The 14,916-nt window shown below is 52.5% G+C and carries 15 protein-coding genes; 13 read left to right on the top strand and 2 right to left on the bottom strand.

All coding sequences use genetic code 11. The annotated features are described in order from the left end of the window. Positions 1-192 precede the first annotated feature (192 nt). Together ACI0CA_RS15130 and ACI0CA_RS15125 are read left to right on the top strand one after the other, a co-directional pair. A complete protein-coding gene (locus tag ACI0CA_RS15130; protein WP_308449412.1) occupies positions 193-2,259 on the top strand; it encodes a beta-galactosidase in 2,067 nt (688 codons plus the stop codon). A gap of 125 nt (positions 2,260-2,384) precedes the next feature. Beyond that, complete coding sequence (locus ACI0CA_RS15125; protein WP_308449411.1) at positions 2,385-3,557, top strand: ribose-phosphate pyrophosphokinase; 1,173 nt, start codon at positions 2,385-2,387, stop codon at positions 3,555-3,557. A 78-nt stretch (positions 3,558-3,635) separates the two neighbouring features. On the opposite strand, the gene ACI0CA_RS15120 is transcribed toward ACI0CA_RS15125, so the two are convergent. After that, a complete protein-coding gene (locus ACI0CA_RS15120; protein ID WP_176820402.1) occupies positions 3,636-4,190 on the bottom strand; it encodes a hypothetical protein in 555 nt (184 codons plus the stop codon). Positions 4,191-4,861: 671 nt separating this feature from the next. On the opposite strand from ACI0CA_RS15120, the gene epsC reads away from it, so the two are divergent. Continuing rightward, positions 4,862-5,551: a serine O-acetyltransferase EpsC gene (epsC, locus tag ACI0CA_RS15115; protein WP_176820403.1), complete on the top strand. Its 690-nt coding sequence runs from the start codon at positions 4,862-4,864 to the stop codon at positions 5,549-5,551. Between the two features lie 19 nt (positions 5,552-5,570). After that, positions 5,571-7,010 (top strand): cysteine--tRNA ligase, encoded by a 1,440-nt coding sequence (gene cysS, locus ACI0CA_RS15110; protein ID WP_417086703.1) that lies wholly within the window; start codon positions 5,571-5,573, stop codon positions 7,008-7,010. A gap of 110 nt (positions 7,011-7,120) precedes the next feature. On the opposite strand, the gene ACI0CA_RS15105 is transcribed toward cysS, so the two are convergent. Then, on the bottom strand, positions 7,121-7,552 hold the full coding sequence (locus ACI0CA_RS15105; RefSeq protein ID WP_308449409.1) for a MerR family transcriptional regulator: 432 nt from the start codon (positions 7,550-7,552) through the stop codon (positions 7,121-7,123). Between the two features lie 603 nt (positions 7,553-8,155). Between ACI0CA_RS15105 and ACI0CA_RS15100 the strand changes: the two genes are divergently transcribed. The 9 genes from ACI0CA_RS15100 to ACI0CA_RS15060 all read left to right on the top strand — a co-directional run bounded on the left by ACI0CA_RS15100 (position 8,156) and on the right by ACI0CA_RS15060 (position 14,914). Beyond that, positions 8,156-9,091, top strand: coding sequence for a transglutaminase-like domain-containing protein (locus tag ACI0CA_RS15100; protein WP_308449408.1), 936 nt, complete (start codon positions 8,156-8,158; stop codon positions 9,089-9,091). A 24-nt stretch (positions 9,092-9,115) separates the two neighbouring features. After that, complete coding sequence (locus ACI0CA_RS15095) at positions 9,116-10,156, top strand: type II secretion system F family protein (protein ID WP_417414668.1); 1,041 nt, start codon at positions 9,116-9,118, stop codon at positions 10,154-10,156. A gap of 10 nt (positions 10,157-10,166) precedes the next feature. After that, the gene (locus ACI0CA_RS15090; RefSeq protein WP_417073900.1) at positions 10,167-10,487 is read left to right on the top strand and encodes a hypothetical protein; all 321 of its coding nucleotides are present in this window, start codon (positions 10,167-10,169) and stop codon (positions 10,485-10,487) included. Between the two features lie 9 nt (positions 10,488-10,496). Then, positions 10,497-10,961, top strand: coding sequence for a DUF4860 domain-containing protein (locus tag ACI0CA_RS15085; RefSeq protein WP_446806663.1), 465 nt, complete (start codon positions 10,497-10,499; stop codon positions 10,959-10,961). Further along, a complete protein-coding gene (locus ACI0CA_RS15080; RefSeq protein ID WP_446806664.1) occupies positions 10,958-11,383 on the top strand; it encodes a hypothetical protein in 426 nt (141 codons plus the stop codon). The genes ACI0CA_RS15085 and ACI0CA_RS15080 overlap by 4 nt, the downstream gene beginning before the upstream one ends. Further along, positions 11,380-11,763, top strand: coding sequence for a hypothetical protein (locus ACI0CA_RS15075; protein ID WP_308449403.1), 384 nt, complete (start codon positions 11,380-11,382; stop codon positions 11,761-11,763). Before ACI0CA_RS15080 ends, ACI0CA_RS15075 begins: the two co-directional genes overlap by 4 nt. Positions 11,764-11,778: 15 nt before the next feature. Continuing rightward, positions 11,779-12,846, top strand: a complete 1,068-nt coding sequence (locus tag ACI0CA_RS15070) for a type IV pilus twitching motility protein PilT (protein ID WP_412266628.1) — start codon at positions 11,779-11,781, stop codon at positions 12,844-12,846. A gap of 220 nt (positions 12,847-13,066) precedes the next feature. Then, entirely contained in the window at positions 13,067-14,380 is a 1,314-nt protein-coding gene (locus tag ACI0CA_RS15065; RefSeq protein WP_446806665.1) for a BTAD domain-containing putative transcriptional regulator, read from the top strand. Positions 14,381-14,560: 180 nt separating this feature from the next. Continuing rightward, on the top strand, positions 14,561-14,914 hold the full coding sequence (locus ACI0CA_RS15060; protein ID WP_308449400.1) for a hypothetical protein: 354 nt from the start codon (positions 14,561-14,563) through the stop codon (positions 14,912-14,914). The last annotated feature ends 2 nt before the right edge of the window (positions 14,915-14,916 follow it).

Genomic DNA, 14,916 nt, shown 5'->3' with positions numbered 1-14,916 from the left:
TTCAGAAAAATATGAAGCTAAAAAGCGTGCAGAAAACAAAATCTGTGCGCTTTTCTTTATTATATGCGCATAAGAACGCGGCAAAAACTAAAGAATGAAGAATGTGAAACTCACTCTTGAAGTTTGTCCGTACAACCTGTATACTGGGTGTAGATTACGCGCGGGAAGTCGCGCTGACGGAGGTATTTTATTATGAGACCCCTTACACCGAAATTTCCGAAGCTGCTGCATGGCGGCGATTATAATCCCGAACAGTGGCTGCGCTACCCCGAGATTCTCAAGCAGGACGTGGAGCTGATGAAGAAAGCGGATATCAACTGCGTGTCGGTCGGTATTTTCTCCTGGGCACATCTGGAGCCGAATGAGGGAGAATACGACTTCGACTGGCTGGAGAAGATCATCGACAATCTCTACAAAAACGGCATTTATACCGTGTTAGCCACACCGTCCGGTGCAAAGCCGCTTTGGATGAGCGAAAAGTATGAGGAGATTCGCCGTGTGCAGAATAACGGTGTGCGCGACCTTTCCGGCGCGCGTCACAACCACTGCTATACATCCCCCGTGTACAGAGAGAAGACCCGCGAGATGGATAAGCGTCTTGCAAAGCGCTTTGCGAATCACCCGGGTGTTATTTTGTGGCACCTTTCTAACGAGTACGGCGGCGAGTGCTACTGCCCGCTGTGCCAACAGGCGTTCCGCGATTGGCTGAAAAAGAAGTATAAGACGCTCGACGACCTGAACCACGCGTGGTGGACGGACTTCTGGAGCCACACGTATACGAGCTGGGATCAGATTCACGCGCCGCAGCCGAACGGCGAAATGAACGTGCACGGTCTGACGCTCGATTGGAAGCGCTTTGTCACGTACCAGACCGTCGATTTCATGAAAATGGAGCGCGACACCGTAAAGGAAGTAAACCCGGATATCCCGGTGACGGCGAACCTGATGGGCTTCTACGACGGCCTCGATTACTTTAAGTTCGGCCCGGAGCTCGATGTTGTTTCCTGGGACAACTACCCGCAGTGGCATACGACCGACAACGTAGAGATTGCGGTCTCTTCCGCGATGACGCACGACGTGATGCGTTCGATCAAGCACGAAAACTTCCTTTTGATGGAAAGCACGCCGAGCATGACGAACTGGACGCCCATCAGTATGCTGAAGCGCCCGGGCATGCACCTGCTTTCCTCCATGCAGGCGGTTGCACACGGCTCAAATTCTGTGCAGTATTTCCAGTTCAGAAAAAGCCGCGGCTCCTGCGAAAAGTTCCACGGTGCGGTCGTTGACCATGTCAGCCATGGCGGCGTGTTTGACTCCGTTACGAACGAGAACACCCGTGTGTTTAAGGATGTGCAGTCCGTCGGCGCTGAGCTTAAGAGCATGAACGAGCGCGGCGACGTATACGGCACCGAAGTCAAGCCGCAGGTCGCTATCGTGTACGACGTGGAAAACCGCTGGGCGCTGGATGCTGCCGCGGGCCCGCGCAACAAGGATAAAGACGAAAAATATGTAGAGACGCTCTTGACGCACTACCGTCCGTTCTGGGATAAGGGCGTGCAGGTGGACATCGTCGATATGGACGGCGATATCTCGAAATATAAGCTTGTCATTGCACCGATGCTCTATATGTACCGTGCAGGCTTTGAAAAGAAGATGCGTAAATTTGTCGAAAACGGCGGCACGCTCGTCACAACGTACTGGAGCGGCATTGTGGACGATACCGACCTGTGCAAAATGGGCGGCCTCCCCGGCGATATGATGGACGTGTTCGGCGTGTGGAACGAAGAAATCGACAGCCTGCCGGACGGCATGAAAAATGGCATTGCGTTTAACGGCAGCCGTTACGATGCTATGGAGCTTTGTGCACGTATCCACCCGCTGACGGCGGAGGTACTCGGCACATATGAAAAAGATTTCTACGCAGGCGAAGCGGCGCTGACGAAAAACAAGTTCGGCAAGGGAGAGGCGTATTACATTGCGGCTCGTACCGGCAGCGATATGCTTTCTGTACTGTACGGCGAAATGATTGAGACGCTGCACATTGAAAAAGCGCTCGATTGCGCCCTGCCGCACGGCGTAACGGCACACATCCGCCACGGCGAAAAGGAGAATATCATTTTTGTAGAAAACTACACGGAAAGCGGAAAAACCGTGGAATTGCCGCGCGACTACAAGTTGTACGGTACAGATCAAACGGTAAATTCAATCAAACTCGCTCCGTTTGGCATTGCCCTCTTATCGGATTTAACAAAAGTTTAATATTTTGCGTATTTGCTGTGGAAATTCTCGCTATTTTGTGCTATATTGAAATAGACAAGAGCCGACATTGTTCGTGTAAAACGGACAGGCAAATAACGGAATATGCAGTTTGAAGGAGTAATCAAATGGCAATGGAATCACAGACGTTTTTCAGTGCAGAGAATCGCGTAGCACCGCTTGGCATCGTACCGCTTGCCGGTGCGCGTGAGCTTTCCGAAAAGGTTGAGGCCCATCTGGTGCGTTGGGCAAAGCGTGCCGGTATGGATGTGGACACGTTCATCATCGAAAACAGCTGCCCGCGTTTCTCTTCCGGCGACAGCAAGGGTCTTATCAAGTCGACCGTGCGCGGCTATGACCTGTTCTTTGTTGTAGACGTAGGCAATTACAGCCTGACCTACAACTACTTCGGCAACGAGAACCACATGTCCCCGGATGACCATTATCAGGATTTGAAGCGTCTCATTCAGGCGGCAAGCGGTAAGGCACACCGCGTTAACGTTGTGATGCCGCTGCTTTACGGCGGCCGTCAGCACCGCCGCAGCTACCGCGAGTCTTTGGACTGCGCGTACATGCTGCAGGAGCTCCAGCAGATGGGCGTTTCCAACGTTTTGACTTTCGACGCACATGACCCGCGCGTGCAGAACGCTGTGCCGGTTATGGGCTTCGATAACCTGATGCCGACTTACCAGGTTTTAAAGAAGCTCTTCAAGGACTTCCCGGATCTTTCCACCGATAAGAAAGATTTCATGATCGTCAGCCCGGACGAGGGCGCGCTGAACCGCAACATGTACTATGCTTCCGTGCTCGGCGTGGAGATGGGCATGTTCTACAAGCGCCGCGATTATTCCCGCATCGTAGACGGCCGCAACCCGATCGTCGCACATGAGTACCTCGGTACCCCGGTCGAGGGCAAGGATGTGTTCGTTGCCGATGACATCATCTCTTCCGGCGAATCCGTGCTCGACATCGCAGAGAACGTCAAGGCCCGCAAGGCACGCCGCTTCTTCGCTTACGGCACGTATGCCATCTTCACGAACGGCCTCGCAAAGTTCGATAAAGCGTATGAAGAGGGCCTCATCGACGGCATCTTCGGCAGCAACCTGACGTACCTTAACCCGGAACTGAAGAATCGCCCGTGGTTCCATGAAGTCGACGTTTCAAAGTACATCGCTTACTTCATCTCCGCTTTGAACCACGACGCTTCCATCAGCTCCCTGCTCGACCCGCACGCCAAGATCGACGCACTGCTCCAGAAGCGTGCGCTTGAAAAGGCAAAGATCATCGACGAGCAGCTCTAATTTTTGAATCACAGCTAAAATAAACAGGGTATGCACTGTAAAAAAGTGCGTACCCTGTTTTTGTGTGTTTATTGATTTTTAAGAAAGGGCGTTAAAAAGAGTGGAATCATCTAAATCGATAAAAGCAATGTGTCCGTCACCATCAGTTTGAACTCTTCCGGTCTGTGTGATTTCTATAGGATTGGAGTCTCCTTTTGTCACATTTAGTTTGGCGGTATAAAGGTAAATATTGGTTGTAGCATCTTTTTCCACAGTAACGGAGATGGGCGATATTTCAGCTTCATTTAGAATGCACATAGTCGGAAAGGCGAGACTTGTATATAGATGCTTAAATAATGAATTATAATAGGCTTCTGTAAAATCATCTTTGCTGTATTTTTGGCATAGATGTTCTTGCATACGTTTTTCTGCCTCTGCAATTTCCGTTTGGCTGTTTTCTTGTTCTAAAGAATATTTGTTTTTATTTAGTATTTTACCGTATTCTTTTGCCTCATTGTCTGGACAGGTGAAAATTGTAGTTAAAACACGTTGAATGCTTTGTTCAGGTGTATCGACATTATTTGAACAACTCGGCAAAAATAAAAGAAAGCAAAAAGTAAGAACGAGAAAATAACTGATTTTTTTATGAAACATATTAAATTCGCCCTCGTTTTCAAGTAATTTCAAAAGGAAGCATGAAGAAATTGCTTTAGAGGTTTTTATAACGTGAAAGCAAAATGCTTCCAGAAGGAGTCTGCTTTGATATTCCCAATAAACAATTTGAATTTGATTATTGATAAATATACACAGTTTTATACATTGGACATTGGACTCACCTTTTTTAGAATTTATGTCAAAAATATATTAACATAGTTTATAACATATGTCAAGACTGTATCTAGGCATAAAATCAATAATTTTATATTTAGTTTGTTAAAATAGGTGCATTATAAATCACCAAAAGAAAAAAGCCGCATAAAATGGCGCGGAGAGGTGATCTTTGGGCTTGCGTTTTTAAAGGGGCTGTGTTAAAATACTGTCATAAAGCAAACGCTGAGACCGAACGAGTACCCCGGGGGCAGTCGATAGAGAGCGGAGGTCATGGGCTGAAAGCCGCCGCAGAAAAGAGCCGGGCGAAGTGCATTCGCGAGCGGATGCGGTGAGCGAAAGTGAGCCGCATACGGATACGGCACGTTACGCCGTTTGAGTGATAAACCGGAGTGGAACCGCGGATTTATTGTATCATGAATGTTTTGGTACATTTCGCCCCCGAGCGCCTATGTTGTGCGCTCGGGGCTTTTTGTTTTTAAGGAGAGATTTACGTCATGTTTTCTAAGTTAAAGGCAGAGCTGGACGCCGTGATGGCGCGCGACCCTGCCGCCCGCAGCCGTGCGGAGGTTTATTTTCTGTATTCCGGCTTCAAGGCGGTGCGGTCTTACCGCAAGGCAAACTGGTTTTTCCGCCATAATATGAAATTTATCGCGCGCTATATCTCGCAGCGCGCGCGCCGCAAAACGGGTATAGAGATTCACCCGGGCGCGACGATCGGCAAAAATCTGTTCATCGACCACGGTATGGGTGTCGTCATCGGCGAAACTACCGTTATCGGTGACAACTGCACGCTGTATCAGGGTGTGACGCTCGGCGGCACGGGCAAAGACCAGGGCAAGCGTCACCCGACGCTTGGAAACGACGTGCTCGTCGGTGCGGGCGCAAAGGTGCTGGGGCCGTTCCGCGTGGGTGATAACGCCCGTGTGGCGGCGGGTGCCGTGGTGCTGGATGCCGTGCCCGATAACGCAACGGCGGTCGGTGTACCGGCGCGCATCGTGCGCGTGGGCGGCAAGCGTGTGATGGACAACAGCACGCTGGATCAGATCCACGTGGCCGACCCGGTGGCGCAGGAAATGTGCCGCATGCGGCTTGAAATTGAGCGCCTGCACGGCGAGCTGAACAGCTGCCGCAGAGAAAAAAGCAAGCTGACCGCACAGAAAGCGGAGAAGAATAAGGAAGAATAAGCAGAAAGGAAGCACCTGTATGCAGCTCTATAACACAAGAACACAGAAAAAAGAAGAATTTATTCCGCACGAAGCCGGCAAAGTCAAAATGTACACCTGCGGCCCAACCGTGTACCACTATGCGCACATCGGCAACCTGCGCTCGTACATCATGGAGGATATGCTGGAAAAAGCCTTGCGCTACCTCGGCTATGACGTGACCCGCGCCATGAACATCACGGACGTCGGCCACCTTTCCAGCGATGCCGACACCGGCGAAGACAAGATGCTCAAGGGCGCGCGCCGCGAGCACAAGACCGTCATGCAGATTGCGCAGTTCTATACCGACGCTTTTTTCAATGACTGCGAAAAGCTTGGCATCAAGCGCCCGGAGATCGTCGTTCCGGCGACGAGCTGCATCGATACGTTTATCCACATGGTAGAGGTGCTCCTTGAAAAGGGATATGCGTATATCGCGGGCGGCAACGTCTATTTTGATACCTCCAAGCTCGAAAACTATTATGTTTTCGGCAACATGGAGGAAGAGAGTCTCGCCGTAGGCGTGCGCGACAGCGTGGAAGAGGACGAAAACAAGCGCTCCAAGAGCGACTTCGTACTGTGGTTTACAAAGTCGAAGTTTGACGACCAGGAGCTCAAGTGGGATTCCCCGTGGGGCGTGGGCTACCCGGGCTGGCACATCGAGTGCAGCGGCATCAGCATCAAATACCTCGGCGAATACCTCGACATTCACTGCGGCGGCATCGACAACGCGTTTCCGCACCACACGAATGAGATTGCACAGAGCGAAGCGTATCTCGGCCACCCGTGGTGCAAATACTGGTTCCACGTGCTGCACCTTTTGGACGCGCGCGGCAAAATGAGCAAATCAAAGGGCGATTTTCTCACGGTCTCGCTGCTTGAGGAAAAGGGCTACGCGCCGCTTGTATACCGCATGTTCTGCTTACAGTCCCATTACAGAAAGCCGCTGACGTTCTCGTTTGAGAGCCTTGACAACACCGCCACGGCGTACAAAAAGCTCGTTTCCCGCATTGCAGCGCTGAAAAATGAGGGAGAGCACGACGAAGCCGCCATGGAGCCGCTGCGTGCCTCGTTCCGCGCGGCGCTGGAAAACGACCTCAACACGTCCTTGGCACTCACAGCGCTGTACGACGTACTGAAAGCCAAGCTTTCCGACGCGGACAAGCTTGCGCTCATCAAGGAGTTTGACGAAGTGTTGTCCCTCGGCTTGCTGAAAGCTGCAAAGGCGCTGCGCGAGGAGCAGAATGCGCAGAAGTCCGCTGTGCCGGAGGGCATGACCGCCGAGGAAGCCGCGGAGATCGAAGCGCTCATCGCAAAGCGCACGGAAGCCAGAAAGGCAAAGGACTGGGCAACTGCCGACGCGATTCGCGATGCGCTTGCCGCACGCCATATCGTTGTAAAGGATACCCCGCAGGGCATCACGTGGTCTGTGCAGGGCTAAAATAAGGAAATAAAGCAAAAGTCATAACCACTCCTCTTAGGTGTGGTTATGACTTATACAACAAAAGGGCACGGAGCTTTAAAACTCCGTGCCCTTGGTTTTTGCGGAACTTACGCGTCTTTGTTTTCTTTTTCATCGTCGCAGCAGTGGCCTGTTTTGTGCTTGTGAATGTCTTCCGTACCGGCGGCAATGGCTTCCTCATAGTATTTGCACTTATAATCGATTACTTTAAGCTGATCTTCAAGCTCCTTGATTTGTGCCATAACGGCCTCGCGGCGCTCAAGAAACAGGTTGTAGCGCTGCTCCAGGGTGGAGTCACCCATTTGTGCCCACACCGCGTACTGGCGAATATCTTTAATGGACATGCCTGTGCATTTTAAACATTCGATAATGCGCAGCATGGAAAGATCCTGTTCGGAAAACATTCTGTGGCCGGATTCCTTTCGCTCCAAAAACGGCAGGATGCCTTCTTTATCGTAATAGCGCAGCGTGGTCGCCGGGATGCCCGTGATGTCCGAGGCTTCCTTAATGGTGTACGTCATCTGCAAGCGCTCCTTTCTAAGTTAGATATAACTCTATATATAAGCATACGTTTTTTTGCGCGGTTTGTCAATGTGTTCGTGGAAAACTCCTGCGCCAAAATTCGGAAAAACAAAAAGAATGCCCGGCAAGCTGCGTAAACGGCCGCAAGGCGCTCGGATACAGGTTAAAGCTTAAAACTCAAGTGTAACGGTATCGGATTTCGTGATCTCGTTCCACGTTGTGAGGGCGCAGAGGACTCTGCTTCGGAGGAAGCCGTGCTGCTCACACTGCTTTCGGAATCGTTGCTTCCGGCACCGCCGTTACTTTCGCACGCCGCAAGAGAGAGAACGAGCAGTGCAGAAAGCAGGAAAGACATGAATTCCTTCATTTAAATTACTCCTTCTGCTTTTTGAGAAACACCGCGAAATATGCGGGAATTTCTCAGAAAACGGTGAAATTTATACCTACAACATTATATATATAATGTCAATAGTTTGAAGCGCATTTTTTTGAAAAAATCGACGGAAAAAGCCATGCAGAAGAATTTTACACAGGGCTTGCGTATAAGACAAAAACAAGATAAAATAATAATTAGTATACACAGAAAAGACAGGGGGTGCGGCATGAAAGAAAAAATTCAGCTGTTAGCGGCGGCGCTGGCGCTTATTTTGCTGCTTTGCGGCTGTGCGGCGCGGGGCACGGCATCAAACGACGCCAAGCCGGCGGCGGGCGATGTCACGGACAGCAACGCCGCGCCCTACGAGGTCCCCGCTTTTCGGGATTCCGTCTTCAACGAAGATGAAGCGACCGCGTTCGGCAGCGGAGAGATTGACCTTTCCCAGCTTGAAGGCGGCATCATCGGCGTAAAAGCGCAGAGCGATACGCGATTAAAAATGCAGATTGTCTGCGGCGAGGATAAATATAACTATGACTTGCCGAACGACGGCACTGCGACATTTTTCCCGCTCAATATGGGAAACGGCACATACACGTTCCGCCTGATGGAGCAGGTGGGCGACAGCAAATACGCATGCATCGGGAGCGAAGACCGCGACGTGACGCTGAAAGATGAATTTCAGCCGTACCTGCGCCCGAACCAGATGGTGAATTACAACAAAAGCTCCGATTGCATCAAAAAGGTGAAAGAGCTGGCCGCAAACTGCACCACCGATGCGGACATTGCTGCCGCCGTGTATGACTACATGGTGAAGAATATCCAATACGATACGGAAAAAGCGGCGACTGTGCAGAACGGCTACCTGCCCTCCCCGGATGAGACCTTAAAGACCGGCAAGGGCATATGCTTTGATTATGCAAGCCTTGCTGCCGCCATGCTGCGCAGCGAGGGCATTCCGTGCAAGCTCATCACGGGTTATGTGGGTGAGGAGACCTACCACGCGTGGAACAGCTTTTATGTGGAAAGCGAGGGGTGGATCACCGTGGAGATCCGCGCAAAAGCGGATGAGTGGCAGCGGGTGGACATCACCTTTGCCGCAGGCGGCATGCCCGCCGGGGAGATTCAAAACGATTCGGAATACACAACGCGGTTCACTTATTAAAGGAAAAGCGAAAGGACGAGGAACATGGCAGAAAAATTTTTGACTCAGGAACAGCTCAGCGTATTTTGCAGCAGCCTTGCAATGCTGCTGCGCTCCGGCGCGTCGCTTTCGGAGGTTTCTTCCCTGTTTGAGGAAGACGGCATGGACACCGCCTTGCGGCAGGCTTCTACCGAGATCAGCCTTTCGGTTGCGGCGGGCGAGACGTTTTCGGCAGCGGCGGAAAAGACCGGCGTTTTCCCGGAATACGCCTTGAGCGTTTTTAGTACGGCAGAGCTTTCCGGCCGATTGGACGAAGCGCTTGACCGCCTTGCAGACCACTATGACCGCCAAAGCGCGCTATACGACCGTTTGCGCAGCACCCTTACATACCCGGCCGTTTTGATGCTGATGATGTGCGGCGTGCTGGCGGTGCTCGTTTTCGCCGTGCTGCCCATGTTTGAGCGCGTGTACGACAATTTAACGGGCAGCCTGCTTTCATCTTCCTATGCCTATGTGCTCGCGGCGACGCTCATCGGGCGCATCAGCTTGGTGTTTGCGGGGCTTTTGGGCATCGTTTTGCTCGTTTTGGCGTTTGGTATGCGCTCCGATAAAGGTCGGGAAAAGCTCAGAAATGCAATGGAAACGAGCCGCTTCACGCGCAAAGCCGCGTGGCTTTTGGCGGTCTCCGAGGTGATGGACACGCTCTCCGCCTTGCTTGCGAGCGGTACGGATGAAGACAGTGCGCTTGCGCTGTGCATCGAGCAGACGCGCCACAAAAAACTGCACGAAGCGCTTGAAAAATGCCGTGAAGAAACACAGATGGGCGTCGGCATTGCGACGGCGTTTGCGCACCAAAAGATATTGCCCGCCATGTACGGCAAAATGCTGCTTGGCGGTGCGCGGAGCGGCGAGCTCGTGCAGGTGACGGAAAACCTCGCGCGCCGCACGGCGCAGGAGGCGGAAAACGGGCTGTGCAGCGTCATCGACCGCACGGAGCCAATTTTGATCGGATTTCTCACCGCGTCTGTCGGTTTGACGCTTTTAAGCGTCATGCTGCCCTTGCTCGGCATTTTGAGCGCAATCTGAGGGAAAAGTTATGGGTATTTTGAATCGAAAAATAAGCTTCCGGCTTTTCGCGGTCGGGCTTATTCTGGTGCTTGCGGTAATTTTTACCGCGGTGTGCGTGCCGGTTTTTCAAGAGGATATCCGCGAAACAGGCCGTGCCGCCGTGCGTGAAGCCGTTTTGCGCAGCGCCGTGGAGTGCTACACCTTAGAGGGCGCATACCCGGAAAGCCTTGAATATTTGGAAAAGCACTACGGGCTTACGGTCAATAAGAAAGAATACATCGTGACATACGAGGTTTTCGCCGATAACCAGCTGCCGACCGTTCAGGTGCTGGTGCGCGGCGAGGAATAAGGAGGGCGCATGACGGAACCGAAAAAGAGAAACAGCACTTCTCTGATGCTGCTTCTGCTGTATGCATTGCTCATCGCATCGCTTTTGGTGTTGACGCTTGCGGGCGCGCGGCTGTATTCCGATACGATGGATGCCCGCGACGCACACGCAAAACAGCGCAGCGCGCTTTCGTATATTCAAAGCCAAACGGCAGCGTGCGGCGGCAAAGGGAACATCCGTCTGATCGACGGCCCGGAGGGCCCGGCGGTGTGCCTGCGCGAGCCGGAAAGCGACTTCGAAACGCGCATCTATTTATATGAAAACGCGCTGCGCACGGAGTTTTCACGGGTCACGGCGGAGATCGACCCCGATAACGCCGAAAAGCTGTGCGACCTTAAAACGTTTAAAGCCGAGCTTTCGGAAAACGGGCTTTTAACGATCACTGCGGACGGCATGACCGCCGGCGCGTATTGTGACGGAGGTGGCGCGGCATGATAGATTACGAGGAAAAACGCAGTGAAACGCGCCACCGCATGGGCTTTATGACCCCGCTGCTTGTGTTTGTTCTGGCATTTGTCGCGTGCTGCGGTGTCATTGCGTGCGTGTTTCTGCGCGCGGCCGTCATCAGCGATGAAGCGGCGAGGGAAAGCGCAGGCATTGCGCTGTGCCGCAGCGCCGCAGAGGCGTTTCGCGCGGGAGAGATCCCCGAAAACGGCGAAAAAGTATATTTCACAAAAGATATGGCAAGCTGTGCGGAAGCGGACGCTTACTATTATATAAAAACCGAAGTGACCGCCGCCGAGACCGAAACGGGAGCATTGTATGCCGGGAAAATCACGGCGTACACGGCGGAGCAGGATAAAGAAATTTATGCGCTGAATGTACGGTGCTACCAGCCGAAGGAGGGAACGCCATGAGCCGAAATCGATTCCGCATCGGCAGCATCGCGGTGCTGTTCGCGGTCGTTGTGCTGTGCGTCGCCATTTTCGGCGTGCTTACGGTGTCCTCTGCCGTATCCGATCGCCGTGCCGCAGAGCGCTACGGCGAGCACGTGGAAGTGCTGTATGCCTGCGAAAACGCCGGTCAAGACTGGCTTTCCGAAGCAGATGCGTATTTAAAGGGCGCGGGAGATCTGCCGGAAAACACCGAAGAGACCGAAACCACGCTCAAAACGGAAATCACGCGCGGCAACATGCAGCTTGAGATCTGCTTAAATAAGATAAACGGCAGCTATGAGATTGCAAAATGGCGCTGCACAGCGCGCTGGCAGCCGGATGACTCCCTGAACCTCGGGTAAGAAAGGCGGAGTACAATGAATATGACTGAAATTTTGAAAAGTGCCGTGGAGCGCGGCGCTTCCGATATTTTCGTGGTGGCAGGCCTGCCGCTGACGTATAAAGTGCGCGGCGAACAGCAGCGTGAAACGGCGGACGGCGCCTTCACGCCCGAAAAGACCGAAGCGTTCGCAGCGGAAATCTATCGTCTTGCCGCGCGTGAGCCGCACTGCTTAAACGGCAGTGCGACCGATGACGATTTTTCGTTCTCGCTCAGCGGTACGGGACGCTTCCGTGTGAATCTGTTCCGCCAGCGCGGCAGCATTGCCGCCGTGGTGCGCGTCATTCGCTTCGGTCTGCCTACGGCCGAAGAAGCGCACATTCCGCCGGAGGTCATGCGCGCGGCACAGATGAAAAAAGGCATCGTGCTTGTTACGGGCTCAGCGGGCAGCGGTAAGTCCACAACGCTCGCGTGTATCATCAACGAGATCAACCGTACGCGCACGGGACATATTCTGACGCTCGAGGATCCGGTAGAGTACATCCATCGCCATGATAAGTGCATTGTGAGCCAGCGTGAGATCGGCTGCGACTGCCCGAGCTACGTCGCCGCTTTGCGCAGTGCGCTGCGCGAAAGCCCGGACGTGATTTTGCTCGGCGAAATGCGCGACAAAGAGACAATGGAGGTCGCCATGACTGCCGCCGAAACGGGGCAGCTATTGCTTTCGAGCCTGCACACCACCGGCGCGGCGAATACGATTGACCGCATCATCGACGCATTTCCGCCGAACCAGCAGGCGCAGATCCGCTTACAGCTTTCCATGGTTTTGCAGGCGGTCATCAGTCAGCAGCTCGTGCCCGGCGTAGACGGCACACCCATCCCAGTGTTTGAAATCATGTATTCCACACTCGCGATACGCAATATGATCCGCGAAAGCAAAACGCATCAGCTCGATGCCGCCATCGCTTCCGGCGCGGCGCAGGGCATGCGCACCATGGACATGGCGCTTGCGGATCTTGTACGGCAAAAGCGCATCACAGAGGAGACGGCGCTTTACTACTGCACGAACTATGAGACAATGCAAAAACGTCTGCAATTACTTTAAGTCACAGTTTTTAGCGTGACCTTTCGCCAAAAAAGGTATTTTCTCTGACAAAAAAGTAAATACTTATGAGAAAAATCGCATTTTCCACCTTTCGGTGGATTACAAATACCGTAAAGCGTGCTATACTTTATGAAAAGAACAAGTTCGGAATATTATTTTTTCGCAATAGCCGGGGTGATATTTTGAACCGTTATTTCTGAAAGAGGGAGATGAACCGTTCATGAGTCGAACAGCGAAAGAAATTGAAACCACCGGGCTGCCGTGTGAAGCACAGAACGGTGAAACGATACAGGTTGTGCCGAAGATCAATGTGACCATGTTCGGCAAGTTTACCTTAAAGCAGGAAGGTATGGAGGTTCCGCACGCTGTGAGCCTCACGGGACGTTCCAGAAGATTGTGGACGCTTACGGCATACCTTATTCTGAACAGAAACCGCGGCGTTTCCGCGCAGGAGCTCATTGACCTGCTGTGGCCGGAAGCCGAAAACGATAACCCGTTAAGCACGCTGCAAAATAATGTCAGCCGCGCAAGGGCTGCGCTGGCAGAGCTCGGCTTTACGCACGCAAAGGTTATCATCCATAACGAAAAGGGCTATTATCGCTGGGCGCCGGACCGCGAGACGCAGCTTGACGTAGAGCAATTTGAAACACTTGCAAAGGCAGCGCTTGCCGAAGAAGATATGGAAAAATCGGTTGCCCTGGCGCAGAAAGCCGTGGCGCTTTACACCGGTGATTTTCTTACAGAAAGCGCAGCGGAGTTCTGGTGCATCAACCTCAACACGTATTACCGCTCGCTTTATACGCGCCTATGTCGCGCGGCGGTGGATCGCCTTTTGAAACTCGGACGCATTACGGATGCGGAAAAGCTCTGCACGGGCGTTATCCGTTTAGATCCCGCCGCAGAGGAATTCAGCGTGTTTTTAATGCAGGCGCTCATAAAAAACAAAAACCCGAAAAAAGCGCTGGAACACTATGATTACATCGCTTCGCTGTACCGGGAGGTCTACGGTGTTTCGCCTTCGGCGGAGCTGGAGGCGCAGAAGGCGCTTGCGGTGCAGGAGCTTTACGGCAGCGAGACGAGTGAAGACGATATTCAAACGTTCCTGCTTGAAAAAGAACAGGAAACCGGTGCGTTTTGCTGCGATAACAACGTTTTCCGCGAGATTGTAAATCTGCAGGTGCGCGAGATGCGCCGAAACGATACCCCTGCGGCGTTGATGACTGTGCGGCTTGCAAACCGCTCGGTAGACCCGGAAAAGCGCGCCGTATATATGAAGCAGATGGAGGCAACGCTTTTAAACGAACTGCGCGCGGGCGACCCGTTCACAAAGGTGGGCGCAAACCAGTTTTGGGTGCTGCTGCCGGGGGCGACCGGCGAAAACGGCGGGCTCGTTTCCCGCCGTGTGTTCAATCGGTTCCAAAAGGAATACCCGAAAAGCGGTGCGGCCTACACCTTTAAATCGCTCGACCTGCGCCACATACATATGAGCGCAGAAGAAAAAGCAACGGAGAAAACGGAGCGCCGAAAGGCCTAAAACCGTCACCTGAAAAAATTAAACCGGTTGACACAACATAATTAACAAAAAAACTACGACCTATTTTCTCTTTTTATGAGAAAATGGGTCGTTTTTCTATGGTAAAAACTTCTTAATCATAGCGTTCTCATAGCACCTTCGTGTAAAATAAAATCACAAAATACAAAAGGGAGGGGTTAGGTGAAAGAAAATCGTATGCTACCGATCGGCACAGAGACCTTCCGTATCTTTGTGGATGAAGCGGAGGACGGTGTCATCCGCGGCAGGGTCTCCGGCGGGACGCTCCCGGAGGAAACCCTATTCCGAAGTCTTTCACGCCTGATCCTGCTTTTGGAAGAGCAGCTGGATACAGGCGGCGCACCGAAAGCTTCTCCCATAAAATGTACGGAAACACCCACGTTTGAACTGGACATCCTGTTCCGCCAGAATTACAGCTGGCAGGGGAGACTGCGGTGGACAAAAGGCGGCAAAGAGGCCGCGTTTCGCAGTGTGCTGGAGCTGCTCATCCAAATGGAAACGGTTTTGGCACAGTAACA

Source organism: Hominenteromicrobium mulieris (genome assembly GCF_046197855.1).
GTDB classification, from domain to species: Bacteria; Bacillota; Clostridia; order Oscillospirales; family Acutalibacteraceae; genus Hominenteromicrobium; species Hominenteromicrobium mulieris.
The sequence above is the reverse complement of the archived record's forward strand: the minus strand, read 5'-3'. Positions and strand labels throughout refer to the sequence as shown.

Bases quoted from the DNA above. Each gene is read 5' to 3' on its own strand.
- ACI0CA_RS15130 (WP_308449412.1), top strand. From the start codon at position 193: ATGAGACCCCTTACACCGAAATTTCCGAAGCTGCTGCATGGCGGCGAT.
- ACI0CA_RS15125 (WP_308449411.1), top strand. From the start codon at position 2,385: ATGGCAATGGAATCACAGACGTTTTTCAGTGCAGAGAATCGCGTAGCA.
- ACI0CA_RS15120 (WP_176820402.1), bottom strand. From the start codon at position 4,190: ATGTTTCATAAAAAAATCAGTTATTTTCTCGTTCTTACTTTTTGCTTT.
- epsC (WP_176820403.1), top strand. From the start codon at position 4,862: ATGTTTTCTAAGTTAAAGGCAGAGCTGGACGCCGTGATGGCGCGCGAC.
- cysS (WP_417086703.1), top strand. From the start codon at position 5,571: ATGCAGCTCTATAACACAAGAACACAGAAAAAAGAAGAATTTATTCCG.
- ACI0CA_RS15105 (WP_308449409.1), bottom strand. From the start codon at position 7,552: ATGACGTACACCATTAAGGAAGCCTCGGACATCACGGGCATCCCGGCG.
- ACI0CA_RS15100 (WP_308449408.1), top strand. From the start codon at position 8,156: ATGAAAGAAAAAATTCAGCTGTTAGCGGCGGCGCTGGCGCTTATTTTG.
- ACI0CA_RS15095 (WP_417414668.1), top strand. From the start codon at position 9,116: ATGGCAGAAAAATTTTTGACTCAGGAACAGCTCAGCGTATTTTGCAGC.
- ACI0CA_RS15090 (WP_417073900.1), top strand. From the start codon at position 10,167: ATGGGTATTTTGAATCGAAAAATAAGCTTCCGGCTTTTCGCGGTCGGG.
- ACI0CA_RS15085 (WP_446806663.1), top strand. From the start codon at position 10,497: ATGACGGAACCGAAAAAGAGAAACAGCACTTCTCTGATGCTGCTTCTG.
- ACI0CA_RS15080 (WP_446806664.1), top strand. From the start codon at position 10,958: ATGATAGATTACGAGGAAAAACGCAGTGAAACGCGCCACCGCATGGGC.
- ACI0CA_RS15075 (WP_308449403.1), top strand. From the start codon at position 11,380: ATGAGCCGAAATCGATTCCGCATCGGCAGCATCGCGGTGCTGTTCGCG.
- ACI0CA_RS15070 (WP_412266628.1), top strand. From the start codon at position 11,779: ATGAATATGACTGAAATTTTGAAAAGTGCCGTGGAGCGCGGCGCTTCC.
- ACI0CA_RS15065 (WP_446806665.1), top strand. From the start codon at position 13,067: ATGAGTCGAACAGCGAAAGAAATTGAAACCACCGGGCTGCCGTGTGAA.